At 61.3% G+C, this 21402-nt stretch carries 15 protein-coding genes; 7 read left to right on the plus strand and 8 right to left on the minus strand.

Annotated elements, in window-relative coordinates:
* Nucleotides 1-11 precede the first annotated feature (11 nt).
* From ASE69_RS06040 to ASE69_RS06055, 4 genes are all read right to left on the minus strand, one after another.
* Entirely contained in the window at nt 12-1325 is a 1314-nt protein-coding gene (locus ASE69_RS06040; protein WP_056484361.1) for a gluconate:H+ symporter, read from the minus strand.
* A 106-nt stretch (nt 1326-1431) separates the two neighbouring features.
* Nucleotides 1432-2580: a hypothetical protein gene (locus ASE69_RS06045; RefSeq protein WP_056484368.1), complete on the minus strand. Its 1149-nt coding sequence runs from the start codon at nt 2578-2580 to the stop codon at nt 1432-1434.
* A gap of 232 nt (nt 2581-2812) precedes the next feature.
* Nucleotides 2813-3871 (minus strand): ROK family protein, encoded by a 1059-nt coding sequence (locus ASE69_RS06050; protein WP_235518208.1) that lies wholly within the window; start codon nt 3869-3871, stop codon nt 2813-2815.
* A complete protein-coding gene (locus ASE69_RS06055; RefSeq protein WP_056484370.1) occupies nt 3835-7266 on the minus strand; it encodes a glycoside hydrolase family 2 in 3432 nt (1143 codons plus the stop codon). Before ASE69_RS06055 ends, ASE69_RS06050 begins: the two co-directional genes overlap by 37 nt.
* Nucleotides 7267-7520: 254 nt before the next feature.
* Between ASE69_RS06055 and ASE69_RS06060 the strand changes: the two genes are divergently transcribed.
* The 4 genes from ASE69_RS06060 (at nt 7521) to ASE69_RS06075 (ending at nt 15926) form a co-directional block, all read left to right on the plus strand.
* Nucleotides 7521-10430: a TonB-dependent receptor gene (locus ASE69_RS06060; RefSeq protein WP_082452942.1), complete on the plus strand. Its 2910-nt coding sequence runs from the start codon at nt 7521-7523 to the stop codon at nt 10428-10430.
* Nucleotides 10427-11410, plus strand: a complete 984-nt coding sequence (locus tag ASE69_RS06065) for an alpha/beta hydrolase family esterase (protein ID WP_082452943.1) — start codon at nt 10427-10429, stop codon at nt 11408-11410. The genes ASE69_RS06060 and ASE69_RS06065 overlap by 4 nt, the downstream gene beginning before the upstream one ends.
* Nucleotides 11411-11596: 186 nt before the next feature.
* On the plus strand, nt 11597-14530 hold the full coding sequence (locus ASE69_RS06070; RefSeq protein WP_162236854.1) for a TonB-dependent receptor: 2934 nt from the start codon (nt 11597-11599) through the stop codon (nt 14528-14530).
* Nucleotides 14531-14666: 136 nt separating this feature from the next.
* Nucleotides 14667-15926: an ROK family transcriptional regulator gene (locus ASE69_RS06075; protein ID WP_235518210.1), complete on the plus strand. Its 1260-nt coding sequence runs from the start codon at nt 14667-14669 to the stop codon at nt 15924-15926.
* A 67-nt stretch (nt 15927-15993) separates the two neighbouring features.
* Here the strand turns inward: ASE69_RS06075 and ASE69_RS22860 are convergent, their stop codons facing one another.
* Entirely contained in the window at nt 15994-16317 is a 324-nt protein-coding gene (locus tag ASE69_RS22860) for a dienelactone hydrolase family protein (protein ID WP_235518211.1), read from the minus strand.
* Here ASE69_RS22860 and ASE69_RS22865 point away from each other — a divergent pair.
* Nucleotides 16300-16575, plus strand: a complete 276-nt coding sequence (locus ASE69_RS22865) for an SDR family oxidoreductase (protein ID WP_235518212.1) — start codon at nt 16300-16302, stop codon at nt 16573-16575. The genes ASE69_RS22860 and ASE69_RS22865 overlap by 18 nt on opposite strands.
* 239 nt (nt 16576-16814) lie before the next feature.
* On the opposite strand, the gene ASE69_RS06090 is transcribed toward ASE69_RS22865, so the two are convergent.
* Nucleotides 16815-17465 (minus strand): recombinase family protein, encoded by a 651-nt coding sequence (locus tag ASE69_RS06090; protein ID WP_056484377.1) that lies wholly within the window; start codon nt 17463-17465, stop codon nt 16815-16817.
* Between the two features lie 645 nt (nt 17466-18110).
* Here ASE69_RS06090 and ASE69_RS06095 point away from each other — a divergent pair.
* Both ASE69_RS06095 and ASE69_RS06100 read left to right on the plus strand, forming a co-directional pair.
* Nucleotides 18111-18425 (plus strand): helix-turn-helix domain-containing protein, encoded by a 315-nt coding sequence (locus ASE69_RS06095; protein WP_056484379.1) that lies wholly within the window; start codon nt 18111-18113, stop codon nt 18423-18425.
* A complete protein-coding gene (locus ASE69_RS06100; protein ID WP_156362201.1) occupies nt 18412-19443 on the plus strand; it encodes a reverse transcriptase domain-containing protein in 1032 nt (343 codons plus the stop codon). The genes ASE69_RS06095 and ASE69_RS06100 overlap by 14 nt, the downstream gene beginning before the upstream one ends.
* Before the next feature lie 98 nt (nt 19444-19541).
* On the opposite strand, the gene qatD is transcribed toward ASE69_RS06100, so the two are convergent.
* Together qatD and ASE69_RS06110 are read right to left on the minus strand one after the other, a co-directional pair.
* Complete coding sequence (qatD, locus tag ASE69_RS06105) at nt 19542-20300, minus strand: Qat anti-phage system TatD family nuclease QatD (protein WP_056484384.1); 759 nt, start codon at nt 20298-20300, stop codon at nt 19542-19544.
* Nucleotides 20297-21163 carry a hypothetical protein gene (locus ASE69_RS06110; protein ID WP_156362202.1) on the minus strand — a complete coding sequence of 289 codons (867 nt, stop codon included), beginning with the start codon at nt 21161-21163 and terminating at the stop codon, nt 20297-20299. Before ASE69_RS06110 ends, qatD begins: the two co-directional genes overlap by 4 nt.
* Nucleotides 21164-21402: the final 239 nt, after the last annotated feature.

Consider the following 21402-nt stretch of genomic DNA (forward strand, 5'->3'; position numbering starts at 1 on the left):
GGACCGATCGTTCATACGATTAGGCTCAGCATGAGAGTGAAAATCAGGCCGAACACGCCGACCAGCGTCTCCATGACCGACCAGGACCGGAAGGTGTCCGCCAGGCTCAGTCCAAAGTATTCTTTGAACATCCAGAAGCCGGAGTCGTTGACGTGGCTGCACATCAAGCTGCCGGCACCTATGGCGAGAACCATTAGACTGGGATCAACGTGCTGGGAGGCCACCAACGGCTGCACCATGCCGGCAGCGGTCAGGCCCGCCACCGTGGCCGATCCCAGAGCCAGCCGGATCGCAAGGGCAATGGTCCAGCCGAGGACAAGAGGCGGAACGTGAAGTCCTGAAAGCCAGCCGGCCAGCGCAACATCCGCCCCGCCGTCAATGAACACCTGCTTGAGCGCGCCAGCGCCTGCAATGACAAGGAGAATGCCGGCGATGTCCTTGATAGCGTCGACGGACCCGACGGACAGAAGGGAAGCGCTTCTACCTTGCGCGACGCCGAGCACAATTGTCGCGACGAGCAGCGAACTTAGCATCACTACGTTCGCATCACCGGCAACGGCAGCCGCCATCAGCGCTTCTGGTCGCATGCCGTGGAAAGACGTGAGGAGGGTTGCACCGGCTAGCAGCGCGACCGGCAAGAGCGCGACCCCGAAACTGGCGGCGACGCCAGGAACATGAAGACTTGTCGAGCTACTATCCGGCCGGGACGTGTCAGGCTTCGCCACTATGCCCTTCAGCGTGTGGGCGAACAGTGGCCCTGCGATCAGCAGCGTTGGAACCCCGACGATCAGCCCATAGACGAGAGTTCTTCCCATGTTCGCGCCGAACAGTCCGACGAGAGCGGTAGGGGAGGGATGGGGCGGCAGAAATCCATGGGCGATCGAAAGACCAGCCAGCATCGGTATTCCGAGATATACCGCAGGCAGGCGTGAGCGCTGCTGGACCGACAGTATGAGCGGCACCATCAGGACGAAGCCGACGTTGTAGAACAGCGGGATCCCGACCAGGAACCCGGAGGCCGCGAGGGCGAGCGTTATACGCTTCATCCCCGCGACGCGTATCAACGTGTCCGCGATCCTCCGTGCGGCACCGCTGTCAGCGACGATCCTACCGAACATGGCTCCGAGGCACAGGATCGCGGTCAACGAGCCCAGCATGTCGCCGATGCCGTGGTTCAAGCTGGTCGTGATGCTGGCCATCGGACGCCCGAGCAGCATGGCCGCGAGAATCGCGGCGATCAGGAACGCCACGAAGGGATGCAGCTTAACGACGGAGATCAGAAGCACGAGCGCTCCCACCGCGACCAGCACGGCGAGCAGGGTCATATCGAACTCCGGCGGATGACTTTGCACTGAAGACGTGGTTCGGAAACATGCCGATCCGCATGCGCTTCCGAATGACAACTCAACGGCGACAGCATGACGGAGGCGATCAATTCGCCACCCCTCGGTCGACTGGTTCACAGGTGGCCAGTCGGAAGTTGGATCTAGCCAGCGTCTCGAGCTCTCCGCCGATGTCGTCGTTGATCTTCGGGCAAAGCACGCCCTGAGGCATGAGGCGATCTTCGATCAGCATTGCGGCGGCGCCGATGGCGACGGCGTAATCGGGCTCGGTCGCAGGAGATACCACCGATCCGCTTCCGCGAAGCTTGCCTAGCGCCGTGGCCAGATCGATCGCGACGGAGTCCGTTACGTATCCTCCCACAAATAATGTCGTGGGCACGGACCTGCCGTAAGCCTCGTGCAGAGCAAGATGCAGATCCCCAGCGCAATCGGCCACCGCGCCGTTGCTTGCGGCCGTTGTTGCGACGATTGGCTGCGCTTCGCTCGCTGCTTGAAGCCTCGCTGCGATCTTCGCTCCCTGCGGAATGCGCTTCGCCTCTACGTGAAGATGGCCCGTAGACCTTCCCGTGACCGTTACGAGCAACGGGGAGGCACTGAGGTGGACGTATCCGAAGCGCCCGATCTCATGACCGGTCCGGTGAAATGGCTCCATCGCCGCCAACGCCTCGTAGCTCGAGACAAAGGTGAACTCGCTTTCCGAGGCATGCTGATCCGCTCGCCCTCCCAGCCTCCCGATCGCGTTGGTCGTAGACGCTTCACCCTGATCTGCACGATCGATCCGGGAACCACACCGCGCCACGGAAACGCCGATGACCTTGCTCGCATCAAGGATCCCGCTGGCGAGCAGGTCAGCGACGGCGACGGTGATCGCGGCGCAGACTTCCGTCTCGTCCGCGACATCCCGCGCCTGTGTTTGTCGGTGAACCACCTGCCCTGCCAGATTGACGGCAACGAGGCGCATCGCGGAGGAACCGACATCGACGCCTACGCAGATCGCTCGATCCTGCACCATCTGCAATCGGATCGCCGGCTGGCCTCGGCCACCGCTCGTCCGGCCGGATTCCCGAACGAAGCCGTCCTTGATCAGAAGGCCCGCGATGTTCGCGATCGCCGGCATGGAAAGCCCGGTAACCGCTGCAAGCTCGCGCCGGGTCTTCTGACCGGACGTTCGAAGAATCTGCAGTAACATCCGCCGGTTCCACTCGGCAGCGACTTCCAGATTTATCCCGTGCAGCATGACGCACTGTCTCCACTGCTGAAAGAATGTCGCGGGCTCCGACTTCCATCGTGGACCCGCAAGCTAGATCAGCCACCGCAACCTGCGGCCCTAATCAACGAGGCTTGATGACGGCGTTGACCACGTTCCATACTCGAACGGACACCGCAGGAGCCTCGTTCGGCGCATCGTCGCACTTGATCTCGAGACGGAAGCGTCTCTGGTAATAATTCATCGATTTTCTCTCTCGATATCAAAGCAATCCACGCTGATCGTGGATGACTTCGGAAAAGCAGGCTTGAGCGACAGCGCCAGGTTCAATCGTTTGCTGCAAAGCGTCCAAAGCCAACGCGAGCGAGCCCATCGGACCAGCTTCGTCGCCAAGACCCGGCGCCACCAGCAGCGTCTCGAGCTGCGCCGCGATGACGTCCGAACCGGCATAGCCGCCCATCCGCGATTCCAGTCTGCTGCGGATCATGGGGATGAGGAACGGCCGCCGAGATGGGACGCCACCTCCCAGCAGGATGCGCTCCGGCACGACAGTGAAAAGCATGTTGTGCATCATGGTCGCCAACGCATCCGCGACGTGCTCCCAGACCGGGTGATCGTCCGCGATGGCGTCACCTGACATGCCGGTCCGCCGTTCTATCGCCGGACCGGAAACCAGACCTTCGACGCAGTCCCCGTGGAACGGGCATGAGCCCTCCCAGTCATCACCAGGCTCGCGCCTCACGAGCATGTGTCCCGCCTCGGGATGGCCGAGCCCATGAACGGTTTGCCCACCAACTACGATGCCCGCACCCACCCCCGTGCCAACGGTGATGTAAGTCCAGCTCGAAAGTCCTCGGGCTGCACCCCATCGACCTTCGGCCAGCGCTGCCGCATTCACGTCCGTATCGGCCCCGGTCGGAACGTCATAGCGTCGCATCAGCCGCTGGACCACGTCGGCGCCATGCCATCCGGGTTTGGTCGTCTTCCCGATGCGGCCAAAGTCGTCGGACGACCGGTTCAGTTCAATCGGCCCGAAGCTGCCTATGCCGAGCGCCCGCACATCGTGCATTCGCATCCAGCCATCGAGTATCCTCTCGATGTCGGCGAGCGTCGAGACCGGGTCGCGCGTTGCAAGCCGTCTTGTCTCGACGATTTCGTCATGGTCTCGGGCCAGTGTGCAGATGATCTTGGTGCCGCCAAGCTCTATCCCGACGATGCAGTCCCCGCGGATCGTCTCAGCCGTCGGCTCCGCCCCGGCACGGATGTCCTGAGTGTGCACCTCCATCATCGCACCACCACCGTCGAAGGCGTCACGTTCCATCCGCTAAGGCGTACGCTCACCGGTCCGGCCGCGCGGCTCGTCGGGTATCGCACGGCGATCACCCGTTCCTCTCCTGGAAGAAGAGAGACGTAGTTGTCGGTGAAGTAGGCTGGCAGAACCTGTTTTCCGGCTGCGTCGAAAAGCGTGGCCTTCGCCTCGATGATCGGCGTCTGAGTGGCATTCCGAAGCGTGATGGTAGCGGCTGTCTCCGCTCCGTCGATCCGTGCCGTCGTGGACGCCGTCAGTCCGACCTTCGGCATCGCCGTCATACCCTTCAGGTCCGATGGCTGGCGGCCCTCCCAATAGAAGTTCCGCGAGAGACTCGTGCCCTTTGCATCCACGGCTTCGAGACTGACCAGCGTCACCGGAGTCGAACTCAGCATTTCAGGAGCGATCGTCATGGCGTCTGAAACGCCTTCGCCAGCCGCATCCAACTGCACGGAACGATCCGCGATGACCTTGCCTTGCAGATCGGTCATCCTCACTCGAACCTTCAGCCCGCGCAGCGGTTCGCGCGTGTTGTTGACCACCACGATCTTGTGATCCGGCAGGTTCATCTGCACGTGGACCGGTTCCGACGATTTCTGGACCGCGTAGTAGGACGCCTGCGTATCGTAATCCGAGCTGAAGATGTTCCATGCGCTGGATGGCCAGGCAGGTTGGGTCATCCACAGCATCCGAGCGCTGTTCGTCTTCCAGATGCCGGCGTTGAACCCTTCGAAGATGGCCCGATGCGAGTCATACTGCAGAAGCTGCGCCTTGCCGCTGAAGTCCTCTAGGCTGGTCGGCTCACCGAAACGAACGCGCATGGCATCCATGTAGGTCTTGACCGATCCGCCCCGATCCTGATGCCAGTCGTGGTAGGCCCATGCGTCGCTGATCGGCCAGAGATCCTCCTTCGGGATCGCGCGCTTCCAGCTTTCCAGAGTAGGGAATGACGGCGTGCCGAGTTCCACCGCAAAACCCTTGGCATGCTCGGTGAAGTAGGTTTCGGGTTCCCGCCAGTCATAGGGCCCGCTTCCGGCAAGATTCACGTTATTGGAGGAGCCCATGTAAAGCCGGGTTCCGTCCTCCTTTTCGATCAGCGACTGCAAAGCAACGTTGAGCGACGGCTGCGGAACACCCTCGTTCCGGCCGATCCACGCAACGATCGATGGGTGATTCCGATACCGGGCCACGACGTCCTGCGCATTGTTCATGAACAGGGGCACATCGTCGACCTGCTGGTTGTAATCCTGTGTCGATTCCCAGAAATCGTTGAGAACCATCAGGCCATATTCGTCCGCCAGATCGAAGAACACGTCCTCGGTGTTCTGGCCGACCCAGTTGCGGATGATGTTCATGTTGCCGTCACGGTGCAGGCGGAAGAAAGGCTCCAGTCGGTCGCGCTCGATGCGCTTCATAAAATCGTCCATGCCGATGTTCCCGCCCCGAGCGGCGATGCGGACGCCGTTCACGCGGATGACGAGATGCGGCGCGAGCTCCTCCTCGCCATCGATCCGCGTTACAGCGGCCGACTTGAGCGCACCTGGCGCCAGGGATGCGGCCCAGCCGCCCTTGACCTTGCGGATTCCGTCGTGAGTGCCATCGACGATATGCTGTCCCATCGATCTGGCGCGAGAAAGATCGATGCCGACCCGACGCAGCTCTCCCGCATCGTCCATCAACGACATGTCGTAGGTCACCTGCCGAATCCCGAAGCGCGTCGTGCGCTCGTCGGACTTCCTCCCTGCGATCGACGTCTCGATGCGCAGATCGTGGAGGTTCGGCTTGCCGTAGCCGTTAGGCCACCAGAGTAGCGGGTTTCGGACGGTGAGTTGCGGGAACTCGCCGGGCATGAACGCGACGACGGTCTTCTGCCGCGGGGCGAGTTGAACGGAACGGCTGACGGCGACGTCGTCGAAGCTCGCGCGCACGACGGTCTCGACAGGCTGATCCGTAAGGTTCTCGACCGGGACGCGAACCTCGACGTTCGCGAGGCTGTTGTCAGGCTTTGGAAGCGTCGTGACGATCTGCGGATCGCCTATCCGCGCCGCGCTGACCTGTTCGATCAGCACGGGCTGCCAGATCCCCATGTTCCGATCGCGGATGGACGGTATCCAGTCCCAGCCCTCGGCTGCGACAAAGGTGGGGCCGTCAAGGACGAGCATGCCACCGTTCTCGCCGGCACCGGCCTTCAAGGACTCCTCCTGGGCGATGCCGGGATGGGGCGGGGGAAGGATCTTCACGGCGACGGCGGCAATGGTGCCAGGCGCGGCCACCTTCGAGATGTCGAAGCGGCCGCGAACGAATGCGCCCTTCACATCGCCTACGAGCTGCCCGTTGACCCAGATCTCCGCGGCATAGTTGATCCCCTTGAACGTAAGGAACGTGTTCGTCGCGGCTTTTCCCGCTGGCACGCGGAACTGTGTGCGATACCAGTAGGCCTGCCGGCTGAGCTTCTCCGGAATGGCCATGTTGTTGAGGCCGTAACCAGGATCAGGATAGACGCCCCGATCTACCAGAGTCGTCAGGACGGTTCCCGGCACCGTGGCGACGTGCCAGCGGCTGACGTCGTATCCAGCCCTGGACACGACCGCTCCTGCGTCGTGGATGTCCGGTGCGGCAACGAGGCGCCAGCCGTTCAGCGTCCAGCGCCCGTCCGCGCCGCTCGCCAGAACCGGCAGATCCGGGATCGGCTTGGCGATCGGAGCCGAAAAGGGCGCACCTGACTTCGGGAGCGTATCGGCGGACTGAGGCGCCTCCATACCGATCTGCTGCTTCTTCTGCACCGGCCATTTCGGGCTGTTCGTCGCGAAGCCGATGAGATCCGGATTAGGAAGCCGACCCGCCTCAGATGCGATCGTTGCTGACGGGGTCCCGGACTGGTCCAGGCGAACGTCCGCCAAGCGGCCTGCAAACGTCTGGTAGCCGGACTGGCGTGGCGCGACAGTCATCGATCCCTGGGAAGCGAACCCTTCTAGGCGTCGAGCCCGCCCCGCGGTTCTGCCATTGACGTAAAGGACGAGGCCGTTGGCATCGTTGATCACCGCAAAATGGGTCCAACGCCCGACCGGCATCGTCGCATTGGCGGTAATTCTGGTCGAGCCCGCAATGAATGTAGGACGCCCCTTGACCAGGTTCAGCGCGAACGCGACCTTCCCCTGATCAGCTTGCGCCATCAGCTGCGCGTCCGCTGCCGAAGCGTCCTTGGGCAATACCCACCCGCTCAGTGTGAAGTCACCGGTTCGAGCCGTAGCGTTCGCTGACCGCGCCGCGATTGGGACCTTAACGCTGTCGCCGCCACGCGCGATGTCGACGTTGATGGGACCGCCCACGACGGCTGATGGCTTGCTAGCCGAGGCCTGCCACCCGCTAAGCGCCGTTGCCGCAAGCGCTACCGCCAAATACTTCATGCTTCCTCCCTCAGGCGTCAAAACCATTTGCTGCCTACCAGTTCGGGGCAGCCATGATCGATCGTCGATGACTGGGATAGCACCTCCCTAAATTTATTCAATCAAATTGAATAAGTCTTGATCTCGGCTTCTCAGTGTGTTTCTCTGCAACTCTAAGACAGGGCTTAGACACCGGTCGTCACAGGAGAGGACTCGACGCTGCGGCAACCGCGGCGCTCGTCCCCGCTTGCGCGATCAACACAGGGGACGACACCATGCGTACGGGCAGACAACTCATCGCAATGCGCCTGCTTGCAGGCTCGGCAGCTATTCTGATGCATCCTGACGCTGCATTGGCGCAGCAAGAGGTATCGTCTGCCGCACAGGAGGACGTGTCGCAGGATATCGTCGTCACGGGCGTCCGCGGCGCGCAGCAGAAGGCGATCAACGTCAAGCGCGATGCAGCACAAATCGTGGACTCGATCGCGGCGGAAGACATCGGCAAGCTGCCGGATGCGACCATCGCGGACTCTCTGCAGCGGGTGCCCGGCGTCCAGATCACGCGATCCGCAGGGGAGGGGGCTTCCCTAAACATCCGTGGTCTGGGTCAGGTGCTTACGACATTGAACGGGGAGCAGTTTCTAGGTGCCTCGAACATAACGGGAGCGCAGCCAAACCTCACCGACGTCCCATCGGAACTCTTCGCCGGCGTCGACGTGATAAAGTCGCCAACGGCGCGCAACCTGTCCGGCGGTGTCTCCGGGATCGTCGATCTCAAGACGCGCCGCCCCTTCGACCTACCCAAGGGGTTGACCGCATCGGTGTCGGGTCAGCACGTCTACGGAAACCGCACCAAGGACTGGAGCCAGCAGTATTCGGCGCTAGTCGGATGGAACAACGGCCGGTTCGGCGGACTGCTTGCGGTAGCATACGACGACCTGACGCTGTCAAATCAGCGCCCATCGATCACCAACGGCATCCGCAAGACGACGGACAGGGCGGCGGGTTTCGACACGAGAGGCGATGGCGACATCACGAACAGCACCCTGCGCGCCGATGGCGACTACTTCTACAATCCCGTCGCCTTCGAAATGAGCAACTCGATCACTGATCGACAGAGGCTGGGCGCCAACGCGTCGGCGCAGTATCAGATCACGGACTCGCTCCAGCTCATTGGAGATCTGGCCTACACGCGCCTGCGAAACCGAGACTCTGGCGTTTCGGCCGTGCTGCACAACAATTTTTCCGACAACGCCTACCAGTCCAGTTCGATCATCGACGGAAACGGCGTGCTGGAGGTCGGAAACGCGAACCTGTTCCGTTTCCACACATCGACCATCAACAACTATACCAAGGCTCGTTCGCTTAACACGAACGTTGAATTGCGCTTCGACGACGGAGGCCCGTTCACAGCGTCGGCGCGTTGGGTGCAGGCGGATTCGAAATCGAGCTACATCTCCGGCAACGTCGATGCATGGGCCACCAGAAGCATTCTCGTTCCGAGGAGCTCGAGCGTCGCCGACTGCACGACGACGCCGGCGTCCTGCGTTTACGGCAATCCGGGCGGTCTTCCCAGCGTCCTCGCTAGCATCGACTTCCGCAACCACTACCCTGCGGTGTCGTTCGCGAGCGACGTGACGAACCCTGCGCTTTACTCGCTGACGTCCACATGGGCCTTCGGAAACCGCTCCGAAGCACAGCTCGACGCGTATCGGATTGATGGGGCCTACCAGGTCAGCGACGACGGCCTTCTGCGAAAGCTACAGTTCGGCGGCCGATACGGGACGCGTGACGTCAGCAACGACGCTTTCCGGCTCTTGTCTCCGATCTCGTTCGGGGGGACGCCTTATCTCTACTACTTCAAGGACGCGACTGGCATTAACCGGGTAAACGGGCTCAACCGCTCCCTCGTGCCGGTGCGCAAGTTCGCCGACATTCCCGGCCTGACCACGATGGCCACCGGCTTTGGTCCCATTACGGGCATTCCAGCCCTACCAGCGATCAATCCGACCGCGCTCAACGATGTCCGGCAGTTCAATGAGGCATTGTTTCCTGGTACGCGGGAATTCGCAAACCCGACCCAGTCGTATCGCGTCAACAGTCGTGACGTCGCCGCCTACCTTCAGGCGGACGTCGGCGGGCAGCTGATCGTTCCGTTCACTGGGAACGTAGGATTGCGCTACGCGCGCAACTCGCTCGACATCTTCACCAACCCAGCGAACGGGATCGCCTTCGTCGGGTTGAACGCCAACAACGGCGTCCAGCTCGCGCTGCCCACCGTAAAATACAAGAACGACAGCGACTTCTGGCTACCGAATGCCAATCTCAATTTTGAGCTGGCGAGCGACATGCGACTGCGGTTCGCGTTCGCCAAGGTCGTCGGGACCTACGATCTGGCCACGCTCGGGCAGGGCTTCGCGTTCAGTTACGTCATCAACGGTTCGCGGACGTTCAACGGGCAGCCCCTCCCGTCGGATCTAAAACGGTTCAACTCGGGATCCGCCGGAAACCCATCTCTGAAGCTTCCGCAGTCGACGAACTACAATGTTTCCTATGAGTGGTATTTCTCGCGCAACAGCATCCTGTCGGTGGCTGCCTTCCTGTTCGACGTCAAATCGTTCCTACAAACGAACACGGCCATAGAAGCGCAGCCAGACGAAGACGACGTCGTTCGCGAGGGGGGACCAGTGACGCGCCCTGCTAATGGGAAGGGCGGGATCATCAAAGGTGTGGAGATTGGGCTCCAGACGACCTTCGACTATCTGCCTGGTCTGCTCAGCGGCTTCGGCACGCAGCTGAACTACACGTTGTCCGACAGCAGCAGCTCGAACGTCGATCTCTTTGGAAGGACGCTGCCCGTTCCAGACAACTCCCGACACCAGGTCAACGCTGTCGTCTTCTATCAGAAGGGGCCATTCCAGGGGCGGGTCGCAATGAACTACCGCAGCAAGCGGTTCAACGGCCTGACCCCCGCCGGAAGCGACAATTTGGCCGTCTTCACGAAACCGACGAACTATCTGGACGCATCACTCAGCTACGACGTCACGCCGCGCTTCACTGTATACGTGCAGGGCACCAACCTCACGCAGGAGAACGAGGAGCGCTACGCCCAGTTCAAGAACTTCTATCTCGATCAGGCCATCTTCGAACGCCGCGTCTTGGGCGGGGTTCGGATACGGCTATGAAACGCACGAACGCGTCGGCACAGCTTGCCAGTTGGATCGTCCGGAGCGTGATCGCGATTGTCGCGCTTTCGGGCGGCGCCGCAGCATCCGCGGCACGTCCCCACTGCGAACTGACGCCATCCGGGCGACAGATCATCGAGATCGGGACGGTGGGCATGGCTCGTCCGGTATTACTCTACGTGCCTCACGCGACCCGGTCCTGGAAGGCTCTGCCGCTCATTCTCAACCTGCACGGGAGCGGCTCGAATGGCGCACAGCAGCTCGACCGTTCGGGATTGATGGAACTTGCGGATCGCCACCACGTGATCGTGGCCTCGCCGGATGGGGGGCTGACGCTTCCGTCCGGTGGTCTGGCCTGGAACATCCCAGGCGTGCCGACCACGGCCGGGACCTTGCCGCCGGCCGATGCACCCGATGACGTCGCGCACATCCTGACGTTGATCGACACGTTGATCGCCAAGGGCTGCACCGACCCAGAACGCGTTTACGCAACCGGTCTATCCGGAGGCGGCCGGATGGTCTCACTGCTTGGCTGCGTTCTGTCTGATCGCCTGGCGGCGATCGCGCCGGTGGTAGGGCTTAGAGCGGGTGCGCCAGATCGCTCGACGCCTCCGAAACCCGACGTGAAGACCTGCCAGCCGACAAGGCCTATGCCGGTCGTTGCCTTTTCGGGCGGCGCTGACACCACAAATCCGATCGATGGCGGTGGAGCGAGGTATTGGCAGTATGGGTTGCTGGCAGCCGAGCGCCGTTGGGCGGACATTGATGGATGCCGAGGCGTCGCCGAAACTGAACTTGGCAGGTCTGGAAGAATGAAGCGTCGTTATCTCGGCTGCCAGCCGGGGGTGGACGTAGTCTCCTATGTGACGAGGAGTGGCACACACGAGTGGGGCGTCGCAGACACGCGGCTTATGTGGCGCTTCATGTCCGAGCATAGCCGTCTACTCAGAAGTGACCCAGCAGCCCCACCAGAGCCCTAAGCGGAAAGTAGCACGTCAACTTTTATTCAATCAAATTGAATAAGTATTGCAAACGCAAATGAAAGATGCTTTTCAGGCAAGACCAAGAGGGCTTGGAAAGAGCCGGTTGGGGAGGGAACATGACACTGCGCCGAAGCGCCGTGCACGTTCGAGTTCCCTCCCGGTCAGGATGAGGGGATGAAGGCAATGCGTAAACTCACAGCACTCCGATCGGTTCTATTCACGGCTAGCTCCGTTGTAGCGCTTCTAGGCGCACAGTCCGCAACGGCGCAGCAGACCACGTCGGACGGTCCGGCAGCAGCGGCCCCGGATGCGGCAACGCCACCGGTTCAGGACGGCGCCAACGAGCAGGACATCGTCGTGACAGGCGTCCGTGGGGCGCAGCAGAAGGCGATCAACGTCAAGCGCGAGGCGTCGCAGATCGTCGACTCGATCGCCGCCGAAGACATCGGCAAGCTGCCCGACGTAACCATCGCCGATTCGCTTCAGCGGGTCACCGGCGTGCAGATCACGCGGTCGGCCGGACAGGGCGCCTCGGTCAACATCCGCGGTCTGGCGAACGTCCTGACGACGCTGAACGGCGAGCAGTTCCTCGGCGCATCCAACATCACCGGGGCGCAGCCCAACCTGACGGACATTCCGTCCACCCTGTTCGCGGGCGTCGACGTCATCAAGTCGCCAACGGCCGCCGACCTCACGGGCGGCAACTCGGGTATCATTGCTCTCAAGACCCGCCGGCCCTTCGATCTCCACAAGGGGCTGACGGCGACGGGCTCGGTGCAGGACACGTACGGGAACATCACCAAGGACTGGAGCCAGAACGCTTCTGCCCTGGTCGCATACAACGGCAGTCGCATCGGCTTTCTCCTTGCCGGCTCGTATGACCACGAGATCCTGAGCAACAAGAACCCGCGCGTGACCAACGGCATCCTGAAGACGACCGATGCCCAGGCCGGCTTCGACGTCCGCAAGGACGGCGACATCACGAACAGCAAGAAGCTCGCCGACAAGGACTATTTCTACAATCCCGTCGCGCTCGAGTTCGACAACGGGCAGACGCAGCGCGAGCGGATCGGCGCGAACGCTTCGGTCCAATACGACGTCACGGATTCCATCCAGCTCATCGGCGACGTCGCCTACACGCGGTTCCGCAACAGGAACTCGGGCAACACCGCCGTGCTGCACGGCAACTTCTCGAACGACAGCTACCTCCCGTCGTCGATCATCGACAGCAACGGCGTCGTCCAGTTCGCCGATCTGAACCTGTCGCGGTTCCAGGTCCACACGTTGAACGCCTACAGCAAGGCTCGGTCGATCAACACGAACCTCGAGGCCCGCTTCAAGAACGACGGGCCGTTCAGCGCCACCCTTCGCTACGTGCACGGGGATTCGCGGAACAGCTCGACCCAGACCGACATCGACTCCTGGGCGACCAGAGCGGGCGTCGTTCCCCGTTCGCTTCCGACCAGCTGCGCGGGAGCCACGATTCCGGCCAACTGTAGCTACGCCAACCCAGGCGGCTTGGCCGCCGTTCGCGCTACGGTGGACTTCCGCGGATCGGAGCCTTCGGTGAACTTCCTCACGGACGTGACGAACCCAGCCAACTACTCCCTGACCTCCACCTGGTCGCAAGCGTCGAAGCAGAAGGCTACGCTCGACGTCTACCGCGCGGACGCGCAATACGATACCGACCTGGGGCCGCTCAAGAACATCCGCATCGGCGGCAGGTACGGCAATCGCGACGCCGGCAACAACGCATTCCGATATCTGTCGCCTATCGGTCCGGCCGGCCATCTGTACTTCTACAAGGATCCCCTCATCGTCGACACGGTCGGCTACAGCGTGGTACCGATCCGCAAGTTCAACGATCTCCCAGGACTGGTGACGTCCGCGGGCGGCTTCGGACCCATCAGCGGCATCCCCAACGTTCCTGCCATCTCGCCCAACGCGCTGAACGACGTGAACGCCTACAACGCGCTGCTCTTCCCGGGCACGAAGGCCTACCTCGACCCCCAGAACAGCTATCGCGTGACCCAACGCCAGATCAGCGCCTACGCCGAAGCCAACTTCGACGGGTCGGTGGGCTCGCTCGAATTCACCGGAAACGCGGGCGTGCGCTACGTGAAGACGAAGCTCGGCATCTACTCCTTCCCGACGAACGGCCAGTTCATCGGCGATCTCTCGTTCAACGGCGTCGCCATCGCAGCAGGAACGACCAAGTCGAACAACGATAGCGACGACTTCCTGCCGGACGCCAACCTGAGCCTGCACGTGCGTCCGGACATGTATCTCCGCTTCGCCTACGCCAAAACGCTCGGCCAACTCGATCTCTCCCAGTTCGGCCGCGGTCTGGCATCGTCGTACGCTGTGAACGGAACGCGAACCTATCAGGGGGTGGCACTCGATCCGAGCTTACAGCGCTACAGTTCCGGATCTGCGGGCAACCCCAATCTCGAACTGCCGCGATCCGCCAACTACAACGTCTCTTACGAGTGGTACTTCAACCAGAGCAGCCTCCTTTCGGTCGCCGCCTTCTGGTTCGACGTTAAGAGCTTCCTGCAGACGAACACGCTGATCGAGGCGCAGCCTGACGCCGATGGCGTCGTCCGCGAAGGCGGTCCGGTCACGCGACCGGTCAATGGCAAGGGCGGCTCCATCAAGGGTGTCGAAGTCGGCTTCCAGACCGTCTTCGACTGGCTCCCCGGCACGCTCAGCGGCTTCGGCGGCCAGCTGAACTACACCTACTCGGACAGCGGCAGCTCAAACGTCGATCTCTTCGGCAAGTCGCTGCCCGTTCCGGACAACTCGAAGCATCAGGCCAACGCGGTGCTGTTCTATCAGAAGGGCCCAGTGCAGGGTCGCGTGGCCTACAACTATCGGAGCAAGCGCTTCGGCGGGTTCGTTGCCGCGGCTGATGACAATCTGGCCGTCTGGAACCGCGCGACAGGCTATCTGGACGCGTCCGCGAGCTATGACGTGACACCGAAGTTCACGATGTTCGTGCAAGGGTCGAACCTGACCAAGGAGAACGAGGAGCAATACGCCCAGTTCAAGAACTTCTGGTATGGCTCGAGCATCTTCGAACGACGAGTGACATTTGGCGTCCGCATCCGCAACTGAGCTTCACGCGATACCCTAGGCTGGTTCTCCTCCCCTTGACCAGCCACTCACGGGGTTCACTCAGGCCGCAGCGACATTTCGCTGCGGCCATATTTTTGTTCGCGTCACCAGCCGTATTTGATGCAATATGGAGGGGATGAATGATAGCGGTAACAACAAGATGGTGGCGACGGTGTCCAAGGACGACGGCATGCGTGGCAACGACCGGCAGCCTCGGCTGACCGTTGGCCTGTCTGGCAGCAATCTTGTCCGCGTCAGCGACTTCAACCAGCGGGTGGTGCTGCAAGCCATCCGTGTCGCAGGAGGCGAGGTTTCGCGGTCCGAACTCGCCGCGGCGACCGGCCTCACGTTTCCCACCATAGCCAACATCACCCGTCGTCTCATCGACGAGGGTCTCATCCACGAGACCGCCCGCATCAAAGGCCCCAGAGGTAGCCCCGCTTCGCGGCTCGCGATCGATCCCGACGGCTGCTTTTCGCTAGGGGTAAACATCGATCGAGATCATGTCGCCGTGGTGATCCTCGACCTCGCGGGAGGCGTTCGCGCGCGATCCGTCAAGGAGGTTGATTTTCCTAGCCCCGAAATGGTCGTCGACTTCGTTCAGGAGTGGTACGCCGAGACGACTGACGCATTGAAGCTGGACCGAGAACGCTTCATCGGCATCGGTCTTGCGATACCTGACGATATTGGAACGATCGCGCTGCCGAAGATGCCCGAGGCATACGGCGTCTGGGCAACGACGAACGTCTCACTCCTACTTCAAGATGGACTGGGCCTGCCCGTCCTCCGCGACAACGACGCCGCAGCGGCAGCGATCGGGGAAGCGCAGTTCGGCAACGGACGGCAATTCACCGACTTCTTCTACGTGTTGATCAGCGCCGGACTGGGCGGTGCTGTCGTCGTGGACAACGAGTATGTGCGCGGCGGAAACGGGCGAGCAGGTGAACTCGGACTGCTTCCTGCGGACTTCAACCATCCCGCAGGGCCGACCGTCCAGGACTGCGTGTCTTTGTCTGAACTTAGACTCAGGCTGGAGAAAGCGGGGTATTCGGGTAGCGTGGCGGAACTTCGTGCAGACGTCGAACGCCACAACCCGGTCGTCCGCGCTTGGTCCTTAGAGGCGGCAAAGACTCTCACGCTCCCCATCATGACGGTGAACGCCCTCCTCAACCCGACCGCGATCTTCATCGGCGCGCGACTGCCGTCGTGCCTACTGGACAGCCTCATACTCGAACTGAACCGTAACATCGCCGCGCTCGGAAGCGCGGTCCCGAACATGGCTTTGATCCAACGAGCCAGTCATGACGAGGACGCCGTCGCGATCGGTGCGGCCATTTTGCCGTTCATAGCCCATACGTTGCCGTCGCACGCTGCACTCATGAAGAACCTTAGCTGACGCCCTGCTCCCGATCGTCGCGTCCCGACATGGCGCGGCGGTAGAAGTCCAACGTCAGCGTCACGGACTACAGGAACAGCGCCGGGTCAAAGCGCGGCCCTTCGTCTCTCAGGAACGCAAGCTGTGCGTTCACCTCATGCCATTCGTAGTGCGCAGCGACGTCCTGCAACCGCGCACGGATCATCTCCCGTCCTGCAAAGGGGACGTGTGGATCCTGCCGCCCCCAAACGAATATGGTTTCGGCCTTCAAGTTCGACATGCGCTTCAGGCTGTCGTCCGACCCACCCTCTCCGAGTGTGGCCGAGTGGATCTCGGTGGGGTAAAAGCAGGCGGCCGCAGACACCCGCGGATCGAGTGCCGCCCGATAGGGGAGATGGCCACCGAGGCACACGCCGAACGTGCCAAGTCTGCCATCGGCAGCCGCGGCATCACGGCCAACACCGTCGCCCCCGGCGCGATCGAGACCGACTTCTTGGGCGGTGCCGTGCGCGAGATCCCCCATTACAACCAGGCATTCGCCGGCATGACGGCGCTCGGCCGCGTCGGCCTGCCTGACGACATCGGCCCCATGGTCGCGAGCTTGCTCGGTCCAGACAACCGCTGGGTCAACGGCCAGCGCTTGGAATGGTCATGTCAGACATCTCCATGAGCTTCAAATGTGAGATAGGACGCAAGCCGCGTCATTGATGCTGCCGGTAAGCGTCCACCCAACCCGGCCGTTCCCGAAAATTCGATGATCGGCAGACACAGTTATGGGCGCCCCGTATTTGTCAGAAAGGGTATACCCTGAGTGGGCATGGGCTTTGGTACGCAAAACCCGTTCAAACAGGGTCGGTAGCAGAGAAATCGGACACCTCATTATGAGGGTCTAGAGTCTGCCTGAACACATTAGGGGTGCGCGTCTGACATTGCTGCGTTGGCCTCCGCCTGTCGACGGCGATCACGAGCAATCTTGGCGAGCAGCGTTCGACTGCACCCAGTCGCATCCATTATATCGCGCCAGCTTCGGCCATCGCGAAGAAGGCTCGAGATCGCAGCGTTGCGGGTCTTGTTCTCGGGACGCCCCTTATAAAGGCCCGCTGCCTTGGCTTTTGCGGTGCCTTCGGCTTGTCGACGACGGCGATCCTCATAGTCCTTACGGGCAACCGCGGCGAGTACGTCCAACATCATGGCGTTGACCGCTGCGAACATTCGGCCGGTGAACTCATCCGTCGGTGCCGTCAGGATCCACGACGTCGGCAGGTCGAGTGCAACAACCCGGACCTGCTTGGCGTCGATTAGATTTCGCAGTTTGATCCAGTCTGGGGAGGTGAGGCGGGAAAGCCGATCAACCTGCTCGACTAGGAGCACGTCTCCCGGCTCGCAGTCCGAAAGCAGGCGGAACAGCTCTGGTCGGTGAAGCTTGGCTCCACTTTCGTTTTCGACATAGCGGGCTGCAATCCGAAGCCCGTGCTCGGTCGCAAACACGTCGAGGGCGCTCTTGGCGCGCGACGCATCCTGTTCGGAGGTAGAAGCGCGAAGATAGGCTCGGATAAACATCCCGTAGTCTGCTATATGTGGTACTTATTAGTCTAGTCCTTTTTACGCCATCAGGACGTGATTAAAGTACCAGCTATTGAGAGGTCTGCGGAAGGCATACCCAAAAAGAACCGCCGGAATGATGGTCGGGAGGTCGGCGGCAACAGAATGCTAGGGAGAGCAGGAGACCCGTCGGCCATTCGGATGAAATATCGCCTGCAGCGATATTTCATCTTGCTGTCGAGCCCTGAGGACTCTACATGGATCGGGCGATGGTAGCTCATAGTGAACCCGTCAGAAGCAGGGGCGATCTCAAGCCCTGTGGGAGAATGGTTCTCCCGACTACCACCTGTGTCTCGGCGGGGGGGCGGCGCGCCGCACCCGCCCGGGACCGGGCGCGGCATGCCCGAGGTATAAACGCTCCGGAACACAGCTCTCACAAGTGCCTACGGGGGCCGGCATTTGTCGCCGGTCTGGCAAGAAAGAGAGCGCCAAATGAGCAACGACCTTCGCACGCAGCGGCACCAGCCACGACCTCCGTCGCGTTGGCTCCTTCTGATGAAGGTAGTTATCGCGGTAGGGCGAGTGGTTTCATTCGTGATGTTTCTCTTGAAACACCACGAGTAAGCGGTGACCTCGGGATAGCCGAACTAAGGATGTTCGACGATGACAAAAAGACCCGTAATCAATGAAGCGCTTCGTTTACTTCGACTCTACTGCCGCTATTCACAGACAGAGATGGCCGAACGTGTAGGGGTGACGCAGTCACTAATCTCTGACGTGGAGGGTGCACGCAAAGCTGTCAGCATGGATTTGCTTGAAGCCTACAGCGCTGCTGTGAATGTGAAGATGTCGCAATTACTGTTTTTCGCGGAAGAGATAGAAGGTCAGCCGATCGCGCGGCGGGGTCAACTCATTGTCGCGGAAAAGGTGCTGCAGATACTCGAGAAGCTGCATCCAGGTCAACGTGAAGCAGCATAAAGATCGGCGCTACGAGCGCTACGAAATTGCCGATTCAATGTGGGCTCAAAACCCTGGGCAACGAGACATAGCCTCGCTCATTGGCATGACGAAGGGGCAGCTGGGAGCCATTGTTCGCGACAAGGAACGTTACATCCGTCGCGACACGATCGATATAAACGGCAAGCTTCGTAATTTGACCGTTCCGACCGGTAAGCTACGAATGGTCCACGAACGTTTAAAGTTTCAGCTCAACAAGATAAAGCAGCCACCGTACCTGTGTAGCCCTCGCAAGGGCGTTGGTCAGCGCGACAATGCCGAGATGCATGTTGCTGGGCATCAGCTTCTGAAACTGGATATTCGTCAGTTTTACCCGAAGACGATGCAAGAAGACATCTGGCGATGGGCGCACTACTCGCTCGGCATCATGGACGACGTGGCCGGTCTGTTTGCCAAGCTCGCTGCTATCGATGGCCGTATGCCGTTTGGATCGCCGATCAGTCCAGTGCTTACGTCGTTGGTGCACCGGGGGATGTTCGACAAGGTCTATGCTATATGCGGATCGCACGGGCTGAAAATGTCTCTGTGGGTCGACGACCTGACAATATCAGGAGCCGAGGTCCCCGGCGGGGCGGTCACAGACATTCGGCAAGCCATCAGGGCCGGAGGTTTTCAGACCCATAAGATCGAGTACCTTATGACGGCCAGGCCCACCGAGATAACGGGCGTCCCGATCGCGAAGGGCCGTGTGCTTGCGCCGCATGCGATCCATCGTCGCATCAAAGAGGGGTATGAAGCACTAAAGGTTGCCGCCTCTGACACTGAGCGATCGAACATCATCGACAAACTGTTGAGCGCGCTCGGATCGTATCGATACCATCTAGGCTCTTCCACGCCTGAAGGTCGATTAGCGGCAGATCGTATGCAATCGCTAAGACAGCGTCGTGCAAAGATGACGATCGTCGCCGAAACCCCGCAAACGCTATCGTCAATACAAGCCGTGACATTTGGTGCGCCAGACACTCTACCCTGGGATTAAAGGCGCTGCTTGATGCCGACTTCGCTCCCAGCGCGAAATTGCATCCTCGCAGCGTCGTCGCTGCGATCGATCCCGTGTCTACCGGTTCAAACACTGACCTATTGATTAGAACGTGCTGGTGGCGTCGACTTCCATCCCGCCATCCCCTTGAGGTTCCGCTTGATCGCGTCGAACATTTGCTTTTGATCTACACCGTGCAAGTCCGCGAGCTCTGGCACGCAATCGGTCGCCTCCCATGGATAGAGTGGTCGATCGCCGGATCGGGCGAAGGGAGCGTCGGTCTCGGTAAGAATCCGCTCGAGCGGCACGGCGGCCGCGAGATCCCGTCCCTTGGCTGATCGCATCATCGCGGGGCCAACGCTGAACCAGCATCCGAGCGACACCGCGCGTTCCAGTTGCTTGAGCGATCCTGAGAACCAGTGGAGGATCGGTAGTCCTGCACGAGGATGGCGTTCAACGGAGTCCAGGACACGCTCTGCGGCGCCCCGCGAGTGAATGGTGAGGACCCGGCCACCTAGTTTTTCGCACTCGTTGAGGATTCGGTCGAAGACCTTCACCTGCCGGTCTATCGAGGCGCGGTGCGGCGCGCTTCCATCCAAGCCGACCTCTCCGACGTAGCGCGCCTCCGGCATCAGTGCGCATAAGAGTTCGACCTCACCGTATCGCTCGGCGACGACCTCGGGATGGAGGCCCAGAGCCACTCGGATCCGCGCCCTCTCGCCGACGAGCTTGCGCGTGCCGCGCCAAGCCTTCGGCGTGGTGGTCACCGCAAGCACAAACGTCCCCCGTGCCTCTGCCTCGTCGAGGATGGCGGTGGGATCGGGATACAGGTCAATGTGGCAATGGAGATCGATCAAGTTACGCCTTCGCGCCGGTGCAGGGCAGCAAGCTCCTCGATGCCACGACGGACGACCTCACGATAGGGGGCGACGTCGCCGATCATCTCCCGGTTCATTGCGCCACCGATCAGGGATTCAACGCCATCCCGCGCGACGACGTCGATCGCCATAGCTACGGAGCGTACGTCGTCGAACTGGGTGTGGCTACGGTCTCGCTGCCCGAGGGGACCATACTTATACCCCTTCGCGGTCCGGTCGGTGTTTCCCCAGGCAACCACAGCGCCACGCCGAACCTGACAGGGGACGCATCGACCGCAATGCCGGTACCCGTACCGTGAGTATCGACTGCAGCTTGTGGAGTTCCACGCAAGTTGGTCGAGCAGCGCTTGGTCACGACACTCGCTCAGCATCTCTCCCTTGGTCTTGAATTCGTATGGGTTCGTGATCGTCGCCAGGAGCCCGGCGGCATCCAGAACCTTCTGCAGCTGGCGGAAGTAGAAAGGATGAGTGGTGCGAGTGCTGAGCGACCCCGTCCTAAGCGGGGTCAACGGCACGTTCTGGGAGATGAACCCGTTTTCGGGCACGAGCAGGTCGACCGATACGCCATTTCGGGTGATCTCGAGGCAGCTCGCAGCCAGCACTCCGAAGGCAAGGAACACGATCGAGCGTGCGCGCTGCGACCGCTCGGACGGGCAAGGTGGCCGGGCGTTGTGACTCAACTGCAGATGAAGTGTGCCTGGAGATATTAACTCGGCAAATTTGATTTGGTCTACAGTGTCGCCCTTAGCCTTCTGGCTGACGAAGAGAGGTCGCCGGCCGGCGTGTACAGCGTCGATGGCACCCACCAAGCTGTCCATGCCGCCCGAAAGCAGGCAGACCACGTCCTCCGTCCTCAGTCTGGCGCCTCGCACAGGCGCAGGCGCATGCCCTCCTGGAACGAACGTCAGCGACCAGATGTCGCCGGTTAGGAACTCAAGCGCCCGTTCAAGCTCTGGCCTCTGCGAATCCCAGAATGTCGGCGCCTGAGGTGGCCCCCTAAATGACCTGACAGGGCCCCGCTCTTAGATAAGAGTGAGGCATATGACTGACGGTACGACCAGGCGTTACAACGATGGCGAGG

It is taken from the genome of Sphingomonas sp. Leaf208 (assembly GCF_001421415.1).
GTDB lineage: Bacteria > Pseudomonadota > Alphaproteobacteria > Sphingomonadales > Sphingomonadaceae > Sphingomonas.